27 protein-coding genes and 1 tRNA gene are annotated in these 16808 nt (G+C 67.9%); 18 read left to right on the forward strand and 10 right to left on the reverse strand.

What is annotated here, in order from left to right; translation table 11 throughout:
• Nucleotides 1-539: 539 nt before the first annotated feature.
• Both MKK55_RS13120 and MKK55_RS13125 read left to right on the forward strand, forming a co-directional pair.
• The gene (locus MKK55_RS13120) at nt 540-683 is read left to right on the forward strand and encodes a hypothetical protein (RefSeq protein ID WP_243932546.1); all 144 of its coding nucleotides are present in this window, start codon (nt 540-542) and stop codon (nt 681-683) included.
• A gap of 95 nt (nt 684-778) precedes the next feature.
• Nucleotides 779-949: a hypothetical protein gene (locus MKK55_RS13125; protein ID WP_243932545.1), complete on the forward strand. Its 171-nt coding sequence runs from the start codon at nt 779-781 to the stop codon at nt 947-949.
• 56 nt (nt 950-1005) lie between these two features.
• On the opposite strand, the gene MKK55_RS13130 is transcribed toward MKK55_RS13125, so the two are convergent.
• Both MKK55_RS13130 and MKK55_RS13135 read right to left on the reverse strand, forming a co-directional pair.
• Nucleotides 1006-1524, reverse strand: coding sequence for a hypothetical protein (locus MKK55_RS13130; protein ID WP_243932544.1), 519 nt, complete (start codon nt 1522-1524; stop codon nt 1006-1008).
• Nucleotides 1524-1667, reverse strand: a complete 144-nt coding sequence (locus tag MKK55_RS13135; protein ID WP_243935178.1) for a hypothetical protein — start codon at nt 1665-1667, stop codon at nt 1524-1526. The genes MKK55_RS13130 and MKK55_RS13135 overlap by 1 nt, the downstream gene beginning before the upstream one ends.
• 129 nt (nt 1668-1796) lie before the next feature.
• Between MKK55_RS13135 and MKK55_RS13140 the strand changes: the two genes are divergently transcribed.
• From MKK55_RS13140 to MKK55_RS13155, 4 genes are all read left to right on the forward strand, one after another.
• Nucleotides 1797-2165: a hypothetical protein gene (locus tag MKK55_RS13140; RefSeq protein WP_243932542.1), complete on the forward strand. Its 369-nt coding sequence runs from the start codon at nt 1797-1799 to the stop codon at nt 2163-2165.
• Between the two features lie 190 nt (nt 2166-2355).
• Entirely contained in the window at nt 2356-2685 is a 330-nt protein-coding gene (locus tag MKK55_RS13145) for a response regulator receiver protein (protein WP_243932541.1), read from the forward strand.
• A gap of 209 nt (nt 2686-2894) precedes the next feature.
• Entirely contained in the window at nt 2895-3920 is a 1026-nt protein-coding gene (locus MKK55_RS13150; protein WP_243935179.1) for an IS110 family transposase, read from the forward strand.
• A gap of 228 nt (nt 3921-4148) precedes the next feature.
• A complete protein-coding gene (locus MKK55_RS13155) occupies nt 4149-4406 on the forward strand; it encodes a hypothetical protein (RefSeq protein ID WP_243935180.1) in 258 nt (85 codons plus the stop codon).
• Nucleotides 4407-4477: 71 nt separating this feature from the next.
• Here the strand turns inward: MKK55_RS13155 and MKK55_RS13160 are convergent, their stop codons facing one another.
• Genes MKK55_RS13160 through MKK55_RS13170 form a run of 3 tightly spaced genes read right to left on the reverse strand, consistent with a single transcriptional unit; the run spans nt 4478 to nt 6879 of the window.
• The gene (locus MKK55_RS13160; RefSeq protein WP_243935181.1) at nt 4478-5086 is read right to left on the reverse strand and encodes a hypothetical protein; all 609 of its coding nucleotides are present in this window, start codon (nt 5084-5086) and stop codon (nt 4478-4480) included.
• A gap of 57 nt (nt 5087-5143) precedes the next feature.
• A complete protein-coding gene (locus MKK55_RS13165; protein ID WP_243935182.1) occupies nt 5144-5986 on the reverse strand; it encodes a DNA adenine methylase in 843 nt (280 codons plus the stop codon).
• Nucleotides 5986-6879 carry a hypothetical protein gene (locus MKK55_RS13170; RefSeq protein WP_243932536.1) on the reverse strand — a complete coding sequence of 298 codons (894 nt, stop codon included), beginning with the start codon at nt 6877-6879 and terminating at the stop codon, nt 5986-5988. Before MKK55_RS13170 ends, MKK55_RS13165 begins: the two co-directional genes overlap by 1 nt.
• Before the next feature lie 275 nt (nt 6880-7154).
• Here MKK55_RS13170 and MKK55_RS13175 point away from each other — a divergent pair, with 275 nt between their 5' ends.
• The 6 genes from MKK55_RS13175 (at nt 7155) to MKK55_RS13200 (ending at nt 9883) form a co-directional block, all read left to right on the forward strand.
• Complete coding sequence (locus tag MKK55_RS13175; protein ID WP_243932535.1) at nt 7155-7397, forward strand: transcriptional regulator; 243 nt, start codon at nt 7155-7157, stop codon at nt 7395-7397.
• Nucleotides 7397-7747 carry a hypothetical protein gene (locus MKK55_RS13180; protein WP_243932534.1) on the forward strand — a complete coding sequence of 117 codons (351 nt, stop codon included), beginning with the start codon at nt 7397-7399 and terminating at the stop codon, nt 7745-7747. Before MKK55_RS13175 ends, MKK55_RS13180 begins: the two co-directional genes overlap by 1 nt.
• Before the next feature lies 1 nt (nt 7748).
• Nucleotides 7749-8015 (forward strand): hypothetical protein, encoded by a 267-nt coding sequence (locus MKK55_RS13185; protein WP_243935184.1) that lies wholly within the window; start codon nt 7749-7751, stop codon nt 8013-8015.
• 69 nt (nt 8016-8084) lie between these two features.
• Nucleotides 8085-8825 carry a hypothetical protein gene (locus MKK55_RS13190; protein ID WP_243932532.1) on the forward strand — a complete coding sequence of 247 codons (741 nt, stop codon included), beginning with the start codon at nt 8085-8087 and terminating at the stop codon, nt 8823-8825.
• A gap of 64 nt (nt 8826-8889) precedes the next feature.
• Entirely contained in the window at nt 8890-9111 is a 222-nt protein-coding gene (locus tag MKK55_RS13195) for a hypothetical protein (RefSeq protein ID WP_243935186.1), read from the forward strand.
• A 199-nt stretch (nt 9112-9310) separates the two neighbouring features.
• Nucleotides 9311-9883, forward strand: a complete 573-nt coding sequence (locus MKK55_RS13200; protein ID WP_243935188.1) for a hypothetical protein — start codon at nt 9311-9313, stop codon at nt 9881-9883.
• Nucleotides 9884-10205: 322 nt separating this feature from the next.
• Here the strand turns inward: MKK55_RS13200 and MKK55_RS13205 are convergent, their stop codons facing one another.
• Nucleotides 10206-10766 carry a metallophosphoesterase family protein gene (locus MKK55_RS13205; protein ID WP_243932529.1) on the reverse strand — a complete coding sequence of 187 codons (561 nt, stop codon included), beginning with the start codon at nt 10764-10766 and terminating at the stop codon, nt 10206-10208.
• Between the two features lie 296 nt (nt 10767-11062).
• Here MKK55_RS13205 and MKK55_RS13210 point away from each other — a divergent pair, with 296 nt between their 5' ends.
• Entirely contained in the window at nt 11063-11923 is an 861-nt protein-coding gene (locus MKK55_RS13210) for a hypothetical protein (protein ID WP_243935190.1), read from the forward strand.
• 5 nt (nt 11924-11928) lie between these two features.
• A complete protein-coding gene (locus tag MKK55_RS13215; protein WP_243932527.1) occupies nt 11929-12243 on the forward strand; it encodes a hypothetical protein in 315 nt (104 codons plus the stop codon).
• A 231-nt stretch (nt 12244-12474) separates the two neighbouring features.
• On the opposite strand, the gene MKK55_RS13220 is transcribed toward MKK55_RS13215, so the two are convergent.
• Nucleotides 12475-12551 (reverse strand) — tRNA-Met (locus MKK55_RS13220).
• Nucleotides 12552-12766: 215 nt separating this feature from the next.
• Between MKK55_RS13220 and MKK55_RS13225 the strand changes: the two genes are divergently transcribed.
• Nucleotides 12767-14209 carry a protein adenylyltransferase SelO gene (locus MKK55_RS13225; RefSeq protein ID WP_243935192.1) on the forward strand — a complete coding sequence of 481 codons (1443 nt, stop codon included), beginning with the start codon at nt 12767-12769 and terminating at the stop codon, nt 14207-14209.
• Nucleotides 14210-14213: 4 nt separating this feature from the next.
• Here MKK55_RS13225 and MKK55_RS13230 read toward each other — a convergent pair whose 3' ends face one another.
• Nucleotides 14214-14357, reverse strand: coding sequence for a hypothetical protein (locus MKK55_RS13230; RefSeq protein WP_187274659.1), 144 nt, complete (start codon nt 14355-14357; stop codon nt 14214-14216).
• Nucleotides 14358-14413: 56 nt separating this feature from the next.
• Here MKK55_RS13230 and MKK55_RS13235 point away from each other — a divergent pair, with 56 nt between their 5' ends.
• Both MKK55_RS13235 and MKK55_RS13240 read left to right on the forward strand, forming a co-directional pair.
• Nucleotides 14414-14641: a hypothetical protein gene (locus MKK55_RS13235; RefSeq protein WP_147844422.1), complete on the forward strand. Its 228-nt coding sequence runs from the start codon at nt 14414-14416 to the stop codon at nt 14639-14641.
• 4 nt (nt 14642-14645) lie between these two features.
• On the forward strand, nt 14646-15002 hold the full coding sequence (locus MKK55_RS13240) for a hypothetical protein (RefSeq protein ID WP_243932524.1): 357 nt from the start codon (nt 14646-14648) through the stop codon (nt 15000-15002).
• Between the two features lie 53 nt (nt 15003-15055).
• Here MKK55_RS13240 and MKK55_RS13245 read toward each other — a convergent pair whose 3' ends face one another.
• Nucleotides 15056-15421 (reverse strand): photosystem reaction center subunit H, encoded by a 366-nt coding sequence (locus tag MKK55_RS13245; RefSeq protein ID WP_147728009.1) that lies wholly within the window; start codon nt 15419-15421, stop codon nt 15056-15058.
• 39 nt (nt 15422-15460) lie between these two features.
• Nucleotides 15461-15886: a response regulator gene (locus tag MKK55_RS13250; protein ID WP_147728008.1), complete on the reverse strand. Its 426-nt coding sequence runs from the start codon at nt 15884-15886 to the stop codon at nt 15461-15463.
• A 207-nt stretch (nt 15887-16093) separates the two neighbouring features.
• Between MKK55_RS13250 and MKK55_RS13255 the strand changes: the two genes are divergently transcribed.
• Nucleotides 16094-16768, forward strand: coding sequence for a YoaK family protein (locus MKK55_RS13255; RefSeq protein ID WP_147858227.1), 675 nt, complete (start codon nt 16094-16096; stop codon nt 16766-16768).
• Nucleotides 16769-16808: the final 40 nt, after the last annotated feature.

Here is a 16808-nt window from a genome sequence, read left to right on the forward strand (position 1 = left end):
TAACCGGTGCCGGGGGGGGCGCGGGCTTTCCTTTACCGGCTTCCCGGGCACCGCGCAAAGGGCCCAGGCCGGGGGGGCCGGGGCGAGGCCAACAATGCTGAACCGGTTCCGGGCGGGCCGGCCCGAACGAAGGCCCCAGGAGCGGTTGCTGCCCGGGCCCCCCTTTTCCCCCAGCCCGTGTGGGGGGGGGGCGCAGGTTTTGATATTGGGGGTCAGCCCCCCGGGCCCCCCCCCCCCCCCCCCCCCCGTTTACGCCGCCGTCGCGTCGTTGACGTGCCCTCATGCGGCACCCCTCCTTTTCGCCCTGCTCGGACATCCATGGGGCATTCGGTCCTGAAACCCTTGCGGCCCAATATTGATCGGCCCCATTGGTAGTGGTCCGCCCTGAAGTATGGCTTTTGGCCGACAGAGGACGGAACCGATGGCGCAAAGACCCAAGCCCGAGGAGATCGTGAGCAAGGTGCGTCAGGTCGACGTGCTGGTCTTAAAAGCACACCCGTCACCAGATGCGGTATTATGGGTCGACGCTGATCGGCTTCATGACCGTGTCCAAGGCCAAGGGCATCACCGTCGTCGTCACCCGTCGGATCGACAACGACCGCTCAGTGGACGACTACCTGCAGTACGTGAACGCCGACGGCACCCCGAGCTACGAGTTCATCAAGAAGTCGACCGGCCGGTAGACCCTGCCCAACGACAACTTCGTCACGACCGGTGACCTGCCCCTCCTAGTGACGTCCCGCACATCGTCTGCCAGGGCACAGGCACCGAGATCCGCATGTACGACTGCACGGGCGCCATGGTCCGGACCGCGAGCCGGAACCAGAACTCGAACGGCACGGCGGGCAATTCCAGCTTCGTGCACCTTCCCCAGTTGGACGCCCTCGGGTACCGGGCCGACGATTACGCCGTGACGTACGCCAGTTTCGACTACGGCCAGACCTGGTAGTCGATCGACACCTGGGGAGCCCGGGGATCGAGGAAGCCGACCATCCTGCGGCCGCCTCACGACCTCGATAACGCCGAGCTCGCCTCGTGCCGGCGGCTCTCCATCACGTGATGTCGAAGGCCTGCTCGAACGTGGGCCGAAGGCGTCGAGGGCGCCCCCGGCTGCCAGGCCGTCGAAGTCGAGCGTTTGGGGCGGAACGACACCTCGTTCACGATCAGGGCGAGGACCTCCAGCGGCTGCCCGGGGCGCTTGCGGACGAGGGCCGGGGGCTCGTCGGGCTTGAGCGTCACCGACGAGACGTCGGGCTCCTGCATGGCCTTCGCGGTGTAGCCCCACGGTAGATTCCCGAAGTTGTCCCGGGGCGCCTTCGGACCGGGGACGATGGGCCTCCGCTTCGTCGTGAACGGGTCGCCGGCGTGCCGGGTGCCTCCGAGGACCTGCAGGTTGAGGTAGGACGCCGTCCGGTCCTTCAGATAGATCAACACGGACGGGTCGCTGCCGTCCGTCCGGATCAAGGCTTTCATCACGCCGACCACCTCCAGCGTGAACTGCGTCGGGCGGTCGAAGCTGGTCATCATCCCCTTCCGGACGGCGTCCCGCCCGGCCTCCCCGCCTTGTTCAGGGCCTCCACGACCGCTGGCTGGTAGGCCTTGGCCATGAGGTCGTCGACCTGCCGTTCGAAGGCCGCGACGTCGATCTCGATGTCGATCTTCAGCATGGCCCGAGGGTGCGGACGGCGTCCGCAACGGACAACCCTGCCTGGGGGACGGTGTCCCCCTCGGACACCGTCCGGATTTGCCGATTTCGGCCCCGAGGGGGAGAATCCCTCATCCCCCTGGAGGCCACCATGCAGCAGCAGATGACCCACTTTCCCGAGCCCGGCACCCCTGTTGCCGCCGTCATCGAGAGCGCCTCCGCGCAGGCCGCCTCAGCACGCCGGGATGAGGCCGAGCGCAAGCGCGTCGAGCGTGCTGAGCGCCGGGCCGCGGGCACCCCCGATCCGCGCGTCGTCGACACGGCCATCGTGGCGGCCCTGATCGAGACGCTCGCCAAGGGGGATGCATGCCGCCGCATCAAGGCGAAGGGGACCACGAAAGGGTTCCTCGTAGGCCTGGAGCCCCTGATGAAGGACGCCCTCGCCAACCTCGTTCACGGTCGCGGCGTGTCGCACGATGCGGCCATCGACGCCCTGCAAAAGCGCCTGCGCCTCGTTTGAAACCAAGCGTACACAGGGACGCCGTCCCGCTGATCTTTCGATTCAGAACCATGAAGTAACGGGGCGCTAACCCTGCTCATCGAAGAGCACCTGTTCCGGCATCCAGGCCAGGGACAGGTGTTGACTCCCCCTCGACGGCGAGTCCGCGAGCTGGGATCGTCTCCTCACGCCGAGCCTGAGGAGCCCCCCGATGTCCATCTCATCCCACGCCATCGCCTCCGGCTTCGACATGGGGGCCCAGGGTCTCGCGGGCGTCCTCCATCGCGCTCGCCAGGACCGCCTCGCCCTCCAGCAGGCCGCCGACGAGAACCAGGCCGCCCGGAACCTGACCGCGGTCGCCAAGGCCTCCTCGGCCATGCGCATCCTCGGTAGGCTCGTGCTGGCTTTCCAGTCGGAAGTCGCCACCCTTGACGCTGAGAATGCCCGCCTCAAGGGGGAGCTCAGCCGCATGCGGAGCCGCGCCCTGGAGGCCGAGGGGCGTCTCGTCCGCATCCAGAAGGGGCAGCGCACGGCGGGATGACGGTGTGCTCTCGTGTGCTTCCGTGTGTGCACAGGGCAAGGCGCCAGAAAAATCTTAGGGGTGCGCGCCCGTGCCGCACCCTGGCAACCAGACATGAAAAAGGATGGGTCATTGGGCTCCTGCCGCGTCCGAAGCGGCGGGTGTGACGGTGACCGGCGTGGGACTTACGCTCGTCCGATCCAGCCCAAGGTGGATCAGGGAGATGAGCGATGGACCACTATGTCGGCCTCGATGTCTCGGTGCGCAGCACGAGCATCTGCATCCTGAGCGCAGCCGGTCAGGTCGTGCGCGAGGGTAAGGTGGAGAGCGAGCCGGAGGCGGTCGCGGCTTTTCTGGACGGTCGTGGTCTGACCTACGGGCGGGTCGGGATCGAGGCCGGCCCTCTCTGCCAGTGGCTGTATGCCGGCTTGGCGAAGGCGGGACTGCCGGTGGTGTGCATCGAGACGCGTCACGCAAAGGCGGTGCTGAGCGCTCAAGTGAACAAGACCGACCGCAACGACGCGCGCGGCATCGCCCAGATGATGCGGGTCGGCCTCTACAAGGCGGTTCACGTGAAGACCCTGGCCAGCCAGGAGATCCGTGCCCTGCTCGGCGGGCGCCGGACCTTGCAGGCCAAGCTCATCGACATCGAGAACAGCATCCGGGGGCTGCTGCGCAACTTCGGCCTGAAGGTCGGGACCGTGACCCGCGCCCGCTACGAGGAACGCATCCGCGAGCTGACGGAGGGCCGAGCCGGGTTGATCGCCGTGATCGAGCCGATGCTGACCGTGCGTCGCGTGGTGCGCGAGCAATACGTGCTCCTGCATAAGCGGATGATGGTGCTGGCTCGTGAGGACGAGCCCTGCCGCCTGCTGATGAGTGCGCCCGGTGTCGGCCCGTTCGTCGCGTTGACCTATCGCGCCGCGGTCGACGAGCCGGCCCGTTTCCGCCAGTCTCGCGCGGTCGGCGCGCACTTCGGGCTGGCGCCGCGAACGCACCAGTCGGGGGAGTTGGACCGACGCGGGCCTATCACCAAGAACGGCGACGAGACCCTACGCTCCGCGCTGTTCGAGGCGGCTCTGGTGCTGCTGCGTCCAGGCTCGAAGCCGTCGACGCTGAAGGCATGGGGCCTGAAGCTCGCCAAGCGTCGCGGAATGGCCAAGGCCATGGTCGCGGTGGCACGGCGGCTGGCGGTGATCCTTCACCGGATGTGGGTCGATGGAACGCCGTTCCGCATCGAGGCGGCGATGGCGTAATCGACCTGTCATAGGAATCCGCCGCGAGGCGGAGCGGTGTCCCTCCAGGGACCGAAGGTCGGTGAGATCGCGGGCGGGTTGAAGGGCCTTCGGGCGACTTCGCGAAAAAGCTTGATCCACCTCCTGTCGGACCCAACCATGAAGCGGCCGGCGTGCCGACTTCGGAGAGAAGCCAGAGACCTGGCGGGACAGTCGAGCTAAGATCGCCCTGAAGGACAGGAGGTCTCCTTGATCCATCCGCTCTACCGAATCTTGCGGCTCCTCGAAGAGCAGTGGCTATGGTTCCGGGTGGACCGGCATCGCGACGACACCGTGATGATCACCGTCACTGTGGTCGGCGAGCGCCTGGAGATAGACGTCTTCGAGGATGGTCACGTCGAGTTCTCGCGCTTCAAAGGCACGGAAGACCTCGAATCCGACCAAGACGCCCTGAACGAATTGATCCGCCAACACGGACGACGGCAGGTTGGGGATAATCCCTCTTGACCTGGAACGCCCAATAGAGAAGGCCCGCCTCCCTCAGGAAGCGGGCCTTTCAGTTTCAGCGGGTGGAGGCCTCAGGCGACGCGGTACCCTGGAACGACATCCGGATCGTTCTCCAAGTCATCCAGGATCTCTTGATGGCGGGCATCAGGATGCTCGACGTCGGCCAGGAGGATCGCCGGGAAACCGCGGTCGTACTCATGGCAGGGGGCGAGCCCACGCAGCATGTGGCTGCCGAAGATGTGGCTGCCGATCCGCTCCTTGGACAGGTCGTGGAGGCGCATGCACTCGTCGGTCGAGAGGCCACGGAGCCAGCTTTCCGTGCGCTCGTCGAGATCGGCAAGGGACGGCTCCGGCTTGAAGTACACGCGCGCCCGGACGTACGCCTTCGCGATGGCACCCCAGTCCTGGCTGGCGTCGTACTCGGGGACCGGGATGAGCGCGCCGAATCCGGCGCCGTCATCGTTGGCGGCCACGGGTGCCTGCGCCGCCGCGGCGATCTGATGGGCCTTGGCCGAGAGGTCCTCCATCTCGGCCTCGACTTGCGAGCCGGCGCCGACGGGCGGGCGGAAGCTGTCCCGCACGGAACGGGCGACCCAGCGGCCGCCCTCCCAGACCAGCTTCGTGGTGAAAGTGACGGCCATGGCGAGGGCGATGGCGAACGCGCGGAGAGCTTTGAGCATGGGGTGGGTGATCCTGTCCTGGTGGAGATTCGATTGTCGTCAAGGGTATGAAATCGACTAGGCCGCGGAGAAGAGTTCCAACTGGTTGGATGCCGCGACTGCCTTGGGCGAGACCCAAAGGACCTCCTCGCGGACCCGGCCCCGGATGTCCTTCGAGTCCTTCGTGACCCGTTTCCAGCCGCGGAGGGCATCCTCGTAGAGGGGGTCGGCGTAGACCGAGATCAGGGCCATTCCCTTGATCGAGCCCAGGCAGTCGAGGAGGCGTGAGTGGCCGGCCTCGTCCATCTTGTGGGCGTATCCCCGTGCCGGATCCCGGCGGGTGCGTGGGACGTAAGGGGGATCGAGATAGAAGAGGGCATCCGACCGGTCGTGGCGCCGGATGGTATCGACCGCATCCGACCGCTCGATCACGACGCCCTGCAGACGCGAACGCAGGGCTGGCAGGGCATCCGGAAAGGTATGCCATTCGAGCGAAGGGGTGCTCGATGCGATGGCCGTGTAGCGTCGGAATCCGGTCCGGGTACGCCCGAGCCGAACGTCGTTCGTGACGCCCATGGCATGCCGGACGAGCAGGCGCCGGGCCCGCTCGACGGGCTCATCCGCCGGCACTGGCCGATAGGCGAGCTCGAATTCCGCGTCCGACCACGGGGTCATCACCATGAGGAACGAGAGGCGAGCGCACTGCCTCTCGTCCCGGACCACGCGGAACAGGTTGAGGAGGTCTTCGTCGAGATCGCCGAGGACCTCGACGCGGACCTTGGGCTTGCGCATCAGGACGGAGGCGGCTCCGCCGTAGGGCTCGCAGTAGAGAGCGTGGGGCGGCATGTGGGCGATCACCCAGGGGGCGATCCTCCACTTGCCACCGAACCAGCGCAGCAGGGGGCGGGTAGGAGCGGCCATCAGACGGCCTCCGATCCGAACACGCGGCCCCGGAACTCTGGCGAGATCTGCCGCCGGTGTGCCCATACGGCCCGGAGAGCGTGGGAGGCCTGCGTCTGATCGAGCTCGGGCAGCGAGGCGACGACATGGCCGACATGACTATGGGCGGCCGACCAACCCACGCCATTCCTCAGGGCGGCGAAATCCTCGTCGTATGATGAGAGGACCCTGCAGGCCTCCAGGACGGCGACGCGGACCTCGGGCAGGGCAGCGCGCTCCAACCAGTCCATGATCCTCTCGGAACCGAGGCGGGCGATCACCGCCGCGATCATGCTCTCGACTTCGTCCACGAGCTCGCCGGCGATCCGAGCGGCCCTCTCAGTGGGGCGGTCCGGGTATTCGACGATGGCGACGGCCCACTCCTTTTTACGCTTCGTCCACGCCCAGGGCTTCCCGTCGAGGCATGCTCGCAGGCGGGCGATAGCCTGCGCCCTCTCGGCGCCATTCTCCAACCAGTCCCGGTCGGCCTCCTGCAGCCGCTCGACGCGCTCATGCTCCTGGATGGCGGCGGCCTTGGATTCGGCGGCGGCGACCACGGCGAGGACCTCATCGTCGCTCGCTGGCGGGATGCTCTCCCAGCAGACAGGAATGCGGTCGTCCCAGGAGAACCCGACGGTCCTCATGTTCTCGCGGTCGCCGGCGTAGGCGCGCTGGAACTGGGACGTGTCGGCGGGCTCGGAGCGCCACAAGGTCTTCGCCCCGTTCCGTGTGTTGCGCTCGCCAACACGGCGCCACGCGAGACCCATGCAGGCGACCGGAAGGGCCTGCGTCGTGGGGATGGGGGAGTTAGCCGCCGCGTAGGCCGAGGCCGCGACGGCTCCCAGGGCGATGGCGAGGAGGAGAAGGCTGAACATGGTGGTGTGCGCTCCTTGAATACGTAAACTGACGTATCCAAGCACCCTGCCATGCGCATTGAAACGTCTTTCAATCGATAAAGCGTAGACTGCGACAATCAGGAATTGATGGTGTATTTCTGGTATCACTTAATCGGCGGCACTTATGGAGATACTACGACTTTATAAGGAATCATATTTCTTGCGGATACGCGGATTTACGCTACCTTTGTGGGAGGAATCGACAAAGGCTTGCGCTTATGACTGCCCCAAGGACCGTTCTCAATAGGGCTGACGTGATCGAGAGGCTACGGGCCGTCTGCAAAGCGGTTGGCGGCCAGAAAGTGTGGGCTGCCCGCAATGGCATCTCTTTCAGTTACCTGAGCGACGTCATCAATTACCGCCGGACACCCGGGGATTCGGTCCTGCGCAGCCTGAATCTCCAGCGCTCCGAGCTCACGTACGAGCCGCGGCAGCCGCGCGAGATCGCCATCCACGACGAGGATGGCGTGACGCTCGCGACGGCCTGGGCATCCTGATGAGCGGCGCTCTCCACGATCCCTCTCGCCAGTGCGAAACGGAATACGAGTTCTACGACCTCATGGTCGGCGACCGACTTCTGACCGGGAGCGTGCAGGTCACATACAACGTGACCCCGACGTATCGGGATGCCGGCGACCCGCCGCGGATGGTGGCCGCCCAGTTCGAGATCATCGCGCTCGATCAGGTCCGGGTCGACTGGATCGTCCCGGACCTATCATCCGGCGACGAGGTCGAAGGCCCGGGCTTCTTGCCCTGGCGCGATCCCTTGGAAGCCGCCGTCGTCGAGGTTCTCAGGGCAACCTCGGACCTCAAGGACGCAGTCGTCGCGCAGCACCGGGAGGACTGAGATGACCTCCCCCTCATTCGTCGACGGCCTCTACCGCCTCGACGCCGTCGAGACCCGGCGCAGGCTCGCCACCGCCATGGCTGCGGCCCGCGCCGGCACGGATGGCGACGCCGTCCGCCGTGTCGAGGCCGCGCTCCTCAGGACGTCGCGATGGGCGATCCGCCACCTCGACGCGGCCATCGCCGAGGCCGAGCGGCCGGCGCGGACGCCCGCCGAAAAACTGGCGGCCGCCGCCCGTCACGAAGACGAGCCGCCTCCGGGCTGCTGAGATCCCCGTCGCGCGCTCGGCGACAGGGGCGCTCCGTCCGATCAGGTCATCCCCATCATCGAGGTTGTCATGAGCACGAAATCCATCACGGAGCAGGCGCTGTCCTACATCGCCGGCGAGGTCGCCGCCTCGGGCAGGCGCCCGGCCATCGAAGTCGCCCAGCGCATCATGGAGCGCCTGGAGAAGGAGGGTATCAATGTCATCCGAACCACCCAAACGGATGAGCTTCAGGCCCCTATCACCGTGCGCATCGATCAGACCGATTCGCCGACATTGGCGCAGTCGTTCGACGCATCCGTCGTCCGCGACGCTTACCGCCTCGGTTACGAGCGGGGCACCTACGAAAACGGCGGCGACCCGTCCACGCTGGATCTTGAGGGCTCTGCATACCGGTGGGGCCAGGCCCACGACCTCGCCGTTCACCTCGGCGACGGGGGCGTGCAGGCCTCCCTTCACGCGTTCATCGGGACCGAGCCTCCGCAGCCTGCCGCGACCGAGGGCGAAGATTACGTCCTGACGCCCGAGGGCGAGGACGTCATCCGCGATCTGATTGAGCACACGGCCCTGACGCAGGCCGCCGTAACCGCCGCCGGAGATGCCCTGGAGGAGAGGGTCGATGCGGACCCGGATCGGTATGTCCGCAGCATCTCCGGCCGGGATCATGCCGTCGATCCGATGGCGCTCGCGGTGAGCGATCTGATCGAGGCGAACAGGCTCATCGCGATGGCCGTGGCAACTCTTGGGCACGAGGCGGCGGACCTGATTATGCAGAACTTGCTCACGCCCGGCGCCAACGCCGCAGCCGCCTGAGGGCACCCGGCCTCGGGCCCCGGCGTTGACCCGGGGCCCAGGCCGTCCGCCTCACCGAGATCCGATGCCCCCCTACACCGTCCGCCGCATGCCACCCGCCGTCGTCGGGGCATGCCGCGCCCTCCATGCCGTCCTGCCGCTGCCCGAGGCCGGCCCGTTGCCAGGCGAGGATCTCTCGCTGGCGGAGGTCCTGGCCGCGCAGGCACGGGTGCCCGCCGCTGCCGTTGAGGCGGCCGCCCCGGGAACGATGGGGCGCCTGAAGAGCGGCGAGCCCTGTGGAGATTAACCCGGAATTTACCAAGCAATTCGATGTAATTTTCGAGGGGCTTGTCTTATTTCTGGCTGCGTGAAATCTACTGCATTAGTCGCTGTTAATCTCAGCGCAGATTACGCCTAGCTCTGCCAGTCAAATGACTCGCGGAGTCATGGGGACGTGTGTTTCTATCCTGACAGCGGGCGATCATCCCCGCAGGAGGACACACGACATGAGCACTCTCAAGATCAAGCCCAAGAAGGCCAAGGCGAACAAGAAGGCCAAGCTCAAGCAGGTCGAGAGCCGCCCGCAGTTCATCCAGGACATGCTGATGGAGGCTGTGCGCCATCACGCTGCCCTCGATGCTGCGCCCATCAAGACGCAGGCGGAGTGGATGGGGGAGATCTTCGACGATCACGACATCGTCTACGGCGTCTACCCCGACATGACGCAGCCGGCCGGGACCGCGATGGCGGAGATCTCGGGCGGTCCGGAGGTCCTGTTGGCCAAGGCCGCGGCCCGCCAGGAGGGGTGCTTCCTCACTGCGATGGCGGTGGATGACAAGGAGGAGGCGCAGGTGTTCGCCGAGATCGCCTCGCTCCGGAAGCGAGAGATCGAGGAGGATGGCTCGATGTCGGAATTCACCCAGATGTTCTGGGAGAAGATGACGCCAGGCGGCCGCATCCTGAACGGGCGCAAGACGGTGAAGGAGTGGCGTCTGTTCGTCAGCCAGGTGGACGAGGCCGCCAAGCTGCTGGAGCGGTATGACCGCAACGACCGCAACTGGACCCCCCCGGCCGAGTAGGCCCCAACCTAGACCTAGGATGACGGCCCCGGGGTGACCCGGGGCTGTCTTCGTTTAGGGCTCCCACACGACGGGATTCGTTGTCGCGCCGTCGGGGCAATCCTCCGCCCGGGCCGGCCGGAAATCCGTTCCGCCACAGCTACGGCAGACGTACTTCTCGACGCTGGGGCCCTCGGATGACCAGCCCCGGCGATCCTGCTCCGACAACGTTGCGAGGTACGCCCTCATGCGAGCGACCTCGGTTTCCGCCTCTGCCCGCGAGACCGCGTAGGAAACCCAACCGCAGGTGACGCAGGTCACCTCGTCGTCGCCGACCTCTCGTCTACTCCTCGCCATCGTCGGTCTCCTCCGGCTGGCCAAGCAGGCGCTCCTCCGGAATCGTGGGGGTCACGGCGAGGCGCGCTCGGATCTCCTCCAACGTGGTCGGACCGTAGGCCCACCGGTCGACGCCGACGTCGCAGGATTGCGAGGTGTCGGGGAGCATGCCGTGCGTGTGCCCGAAAAGCTGAAGGGAACCTCGCCATGCACCCGGCCAGGCCCTCATCGGGTAGTGGCAAGCGATGATCCGCTGGCCTTCGATCTTCCGGCTGAGGATGTCGTGCTGCTCGTGCCAGGGCAGGTCGAGCGTGCGCTTCCGGTCGTGGTTGCCCCGGACAAGGCACTTGCGGCCACGCAGCCTCTTAAACACCGCGGCGCACCGTTCGGGCGTCGATCCCATGGCGAAGTCGCCGAGGTGCCAAACCTCGTCCCTGGGGCCCACGACGCAGTTCCAGGCCGCGATCAGCGCCTCGTCGTGCTCCTCGATGGAGGCGAACGGGCGCCCGCTCATGGCGAGGACGCCCTTGTGGCCGAAGTGGGTGTCGGCGGTGAAAAAGGTCTTCATCAGGGCAGCCTCCTGTCGAAGGGGCTGCGCACGCGCGTCACGCCCCGGGGATGGGTCTCTCGGTCGGGGTACGGCGGAATATTCGTTTCACGGGACGCCTCGTGGTCCGGGGGAATCGATGCGATCGCAGCTCGCCGGCATCGGGGCAAGCGAGACCTCGCGGCAAGGTTACGCATTCCCTGGCCCTGATGGGGAGCCGCCGTTCCGGATTGAGATGAGGCTTGATTGCCGCCGATTGTCCCTATAGTGTAGGGACGTTGGACGAGGGCGATGCCCCGTTCGTGAGGGAGACCCCGATGGCCACCGCCGCCAAGATCAACAACGCCGACCGCGCCGCGGTCGTAAGGTTCGCCTGGGGCCTGGCATACTTCTATGCGGTCCGGGCCGCGCAGCCCGTCCGGGGGCACATCGGCGCCGGGATGCGCGAGGCCTGGCGGCAGTTCCGGCAGGCCCGCGCCGACGGCATCGTCCCCGAGCAGTTCACCGAGGCCTACGAGGAGCAGGTCGGTCGCCCCGGCCGCGTCGAGGCGCGAGCGTACTTGAAGGCCGAGATCGCCAGGAAGGCGGCGGAAGCGTCGGCCCCCGCGACGGTCGATGCGGTCGATGAAGCCACGGCCCCCGAGGGGCAGCTTTGCATGCTCACGTGGATTGTCGACGACGCCATCCGAGCCGGAGAGCCCGGGCTCTACGCCGTCGATCAGGTCGAGCCGGTGGCCCCCGTCCCGGAGATGACGCCTGCGAGGCCGGCCCCGGTCGAGCCGAAGCCGGTCCAGCTTTGCATCATCGACTTGATCGCCGCCGACGTCGCCAAGGCCGAGGAGCCCGCGGTCGTCGTAATCCCCGAGACGGTTCCGGCCGATCAGGACGACGAGGATGCCCTGGATGAGGTGGTGATCGAGCAGGTCGTCGACCCGCGCCAGGAACTGCTCGAAAGGATCGCCCGCAACGATGCCGCGATGGAGCGCATCGAGCAGGAAGTCCGGCGCAACGTCGAGATCTACGGGATGTCCGGTGGGGTCGACCACATGCACGACCTCCTCGACGGCATGCACACCCACGGCCTGAACTTGCGCGACGACCTGAAGGAGCTCGGGCACCAGCCCGTGCCGATGATGCCCCCGGCCCAGCAGCCTTCCTCCTCCAACTCGATCAGGTGACCGCCATGGATCTCGCCCTCCTCTCCGACCACGCCCGGACGACCTACGGCGCCGACTGGCAGAGGCCCCTCGCGCGGGGCCTCGGTCCGCTGCACCCCGACGGCGCCCGCGAGACAATCGACGACCGCCTCGTCCGCCGGTGGGCATCGGGTGAGCGCCCGATTCCCGAATGGGTCGGCCCGGCGCTGGCCCATGCCATGGATCGGCAGGCCTCCGTATACGAGAGGCGGGCGGCGCTGATACGGGAACGCGCCGGCGAGCTGCGCACCGAGCTCCGACCGGCACCGGAAGAGGCGCCCGAGATGGACATGCGGCCGTAGCGGTCGAGGGTCGCCCCGGCAGCCGCCGTAGGCATAAGAATCCCGGATTTTCCGGTTCTTGTTATGTCCTGCGCATAAGAGCGCAGAAACCGGGCTATCGTGCGCATAAGCCCGATGCCGTCCGAGCATCCGAACTCGGACGGTTCCGACAAATCCCGTCCGAGAACCGTCCGAGAAAGCAAAAGCCCCGACCGTGAGGCCAGGGCTATGAAGCTAAGTGCTTGTGATCTTTGGTAGCGGGAGAGGGACTCGAACCCCCGACACGAGGATTATGATTCCTCTGCTCTAACCAGCTGAGCTACCCCGCCCCAGCCCGCGGCCGTCTGCTCGGGCAGGCGGCCGGTTCGGAGATCGGCGGTATAGGGAACGGCGGCTTGCGGTGTCAACGCCCTGTTTCGGGATGGAGCCCGGGTTTTTTCGGGACCGGTTTGCGTCGCTTCCGCCGGGCCGCAACGGATCGGGCCGGGGCGGCTTATCGCACTGCGTGTCGTTCGAATGCCGGAACCCAGCGAGGGCCGTTTCCTTGTCAGACCTCCCATCCCAAGCGGCGCGGCCCTCCCGCCGCCATGCCGACCTCGGCGGCGACTTCTTCGACGTGGTCGAGGCCGCGCGCTTTCCCGAGACCATCCTGCGCGTCCGCAACCAGCCTTGGGCCGCGCGCGTCGGCCTCGACGGGCTGTCGGACGCCGAGTGGATCGCGCGGTTCGGTCGGTTCGAGCCCCTGCCCGGCTCGTTCCCGGCGCCGCTGGCCCTGCGCTATCACGGCCATCAGTTCCGCTCGTACAACCCCGATCTCGGCGACGGGCGCGGCTTCCTCTTTGCGCAGCTGCACGACCTGCGCGACGGGCGCCTGCTCGATCTCGCCACCAAGGGCAGCGGCACGACGCCGTGGTCGCGGGCCGGCGACGGGCGCCTGACCTTGAAGGGGGGCGTGCGCGAGGTGCTGGCCACCGCGCTCCTCGAAGCGCAGGGCGTGAACACCTCCAAGAGCTTCAGCCTGATCGAGACCGGCGAGGCTTTGCAGCGCGGCGACGAGCCCTCCCCCACCCGCTCGGCCGTGCTGGTGCGCCTGAGCCACGGCCACATCCGCATCGGCAGCTTCCAGCGCTTCCTGGCGCTCGACGAGCCGGGCAACGTCGCGCGGCTGCTCGATCACACGATCACCACCCACATGCCCGATCTCTGGTGCGAGTCGGTGGCCGAGCGGGCCGTCGCGTTCCTCGGCGAGGTCACGCGGCGGGTCGCGCGGATGGGCGCGCAATGGGCGGCGGCCGGCTTCGTCCACGGCGTGCTCAACACCGACAACATCAACGTCACCGGCGAGAGCTTCGATTACGGCCCGTGGCGCTGGCTGCCGGCCTACGACCCGAACTTCACCGCGGCCTACTTCGACACGCAAGGGCTCTACAGCTTCGGCCGGCAGCCGGAGGCGCTGTACTGGAACCTCGCCCGGCTGGCGGATTGCTTGCTGACGCTGGCGCCGCAGGCGGATCTCGAAGCCGTCCTCAAGGGCTTCGGCCCGGCCCTGCAGGAGGGGTTCGCGGACGCGTTGCTCGCGCGGCTCGGGCTCGCCAAGGCGGGCCAAGACGAGACCGATCGCCTGGTCGGGGCCTTCTGGCGCTTCCTGGCCGAGAGCGGCGCCCCGTTCGAGCAGACGTTCTTCGACTGGTACGGCGGGACGGCCAGCGCGGACCGTGCCGCGGCGAGCCCGTCCGCCGCGCTCTATGCCGGCGAGAGCTTCGCGCCGGTGCGCGCGGCCCTGCAGGGCATGGCGCCGGCCGCCGGGGCGAACCTCGCCCACCCCTACTTCGCGCAGGCGCGGCCGTGCACGCTGCTGATCGACGAGGTCGAGGCGCTCTGGGCGCCGATCGCGTCGTCCGACGACTGGTCGGCGCTCTCGGACAAGCTCGCGGCGATCGCGCGCATGGCGGAGGCCTACGGCACTGCGCCGCTGCCCGTCGGATAGGGGCTCAGCGCTCCTCCTCCTCGCGCCGGCGCGCCTCGGCATGCCCGGCGCGGATGCCGAGGTCGACCATCACGCGGGTGATGCGCAGGCCGAGCCAGAACAGCAGGGCGCAGACGGCGACCGCGGCAGCGATCTTGAGTGGGCTCACGGGCGAAGGTCTCGCGACGGTGGACGATGCGTCCGAGTTAGGGCAGAGGCACGGCGGTGCGCGAGACCTTTCACATTGAAGTCCTCGGCCCCGAGCCGGGCGACGTCCAGACGCGGATCTCGGTGCGCAGCGCCGGGCTCGAGGGCGCGCAGGAACGCGCCTTGCGCCTGTTCGCTCGCGCCCGCGTCCCGCAGCGTTCGGGAGGGCCGGCGGAGGCGGTGCGGGTGATCGACGGCGCCGGGCGCGAGGTGTTCTTCCGCAGCCGCTTCGACGAGCCGGGCTGAGGCCATGCGCAAGGCTCTCGTCGTCCTGGCGCTGCTGGTGCTGGTCCCGGCTCTGTTCGTGCGCAGCTACAGCCTGCCGCCGGCCCCCGACCGGCGCGGCGGCACCACGATCCAGCTGACGCTGCCGAACCGGCCCCTGTTCGGCAGCCCGCGGGCCGACTGCGTCGGCGCGCCCGAGGACGATCCCGTGATCGCCTGCCTGATCGCCTCGGTGAACCGATCGCGGACCGAGGGCATCGTGCTGCTGTCGCTGCCGTTCTCGCCGACCGCCTACGGCTTGTCCGAGCGGGTCGCGCTCCTCGGCCGGGACGAGGCCGCCGGCAAGGCGCAGCTCGCCCGGATCGCGCGGTTCGGCTGGTAGAGGCGGACCGACCTGGGCTTCCCCATCATGTGGACGTGATCATGTGGGCCTGATCATTTGGGCTTGGCCGGCGCGGCCGGCTCCAAGGCGGGCTTGGGCTTGCGCGCCTCCTGCAGGTCCTCGGCCTTCTCCTCGTCGGTGTCGCCCTTCTCGATCGTCTTCTCCGGGTCGGCGGCCAGGGTCTTCACGATCTCCAGAACGCGCTCGCACTCGGTGACGTAGGAATAGGTTTCGAGCACGATCGCCGCGTCGCGCAGCGTGCGCAGGTCGCGCACCGTCTGCTTGTTGGCGGCTTCCTGCAGCTCGCTCTTCCGGGCGATCGTCTCCTCGATCTTGGCGCCCTTCACGTCGCAGGCGGCTTCGACCGGCGTGGCGAGGCCGGCGGCGAGCATCAGGAGGGCGGCGTGAGCGAGGCGCATGCGTCAGGGTTCCGGGCGTCGTGCGTCGAGGGATCGGGATCAGGCGTGGTGGGCGTGGCTGCGCAGGATGTCGTTCGTGAGTGCGACCAGCTGGCTCGGCCGATAGGGTTTCGGCACGAAGATCGATTCGGGGACGGCCTCGCCCTGCGAGAGGCAGGCGCGGCCGCCGGAGGTGTAGACCACCGGGAGCGAGGGGCAATGCGCCCGGGCGGCCCGCGCCAGCGTGATCCCGTTCGTGTTGCGAGCGAGATCGATATCGGTGAAGAGCAGATCGACGGTCTCCCGAGCGAGGATCGCCTCGGCTTCCCAGGCATCCGCGGCGGTCAGGACGCGGTAGCCCTCGTCGAGCAGCGCCTCCGCCGCCAGTTCGCAGACGAACGGCTCGTCCTCCACCACCAGGACGGTGGTGGGCGCGCGGTCGAGGTAGCTCGGCAGGCCGATGGCGGCGCAGGCGAAGGACATCATGACGCAACTCCAACTCACCCGGCGCGGAACGAAGGTCCCGCAGCCGGATCGCAAGACCAACGGGGCCCTGTGCTCCGGCGTTCGCCGTGATTGCATCGAATTGCCGAGGTTTGGTGAGCGAAGCCTTAACCCTGCCCGCCCGCCCCTGGACGAGGCGCTGGGAATGGTTAACCGAGTATTGACGGAACGCGCACCGGATCGGGTTTCGTGAGCCGGTCCTGGCAGCTCGGCACCGGCCTCGTGCTGACGGCGCTCGCTGGATACGTCGACGCCCTCGGCTTCGTGCGCCTCGGCGGCCTCTACACCTCGTTCATGAGCGGTAACACCACGCAGCTCTCGGTCTTCCTCGGGCACGCCGACTTCGCGCATGTGGTGCTGCCGGCGGTCCTGATCGGCGGGTTCCTCGCCGGCGCGGTCCTTGGCAGCGGGCTGTCGATCCTGGTCCCCTTCCCCTGGGCGACGCCGGCGGTGCTCGGCTACGAGGCCTTGCTGATCCTGGCCGCCCTCGGCGTCGGCCTCGCGATCCCGGAGCTCGGCATCGCCTCGTTCTTCATGGCGGTGGCGATGGGCTCGCAGAACGCCGTGCTGGCGCAGGTGAAGGGGTTTCGCGCCGGCACCACCTTCGTCACCGGGGCGCTGTTCAGCCTCGGGCAGAAGATCGCGCAGGCGCTCACCCGCACCGGGCCGCCCTTCGGCTGGGTCGGGGACGGGGCGGTCTGGGCCGCCCTCCTGGTCGGCGCCCTCGCCGGCGCCGTGGCCTATGCCCGCCTCGACCTCTATGCCCTGGTGATCCCGGCGGCGATATCGGGCGTTCTCGCACTGGTCGCCGCGATCTTCGCGCTCCGCCACCGCGCGATGATGCCCGAGCCGCCCGCCGCCTGATCCCGTTCCGCACCCGTCCTGTCCGCCTTCGTTCCGATCG

It is taken from the genome of Methylobacterium sp. J-059, from assembly GCF_022829485.1.
In the GTDB taxonomy this organism is placed as follows: domain Bacteria; phylum Pseudomonadota; class Alphaproteobacteria; order Rhizobiales; family Beijerinckiaceae; genus Methylobacterium.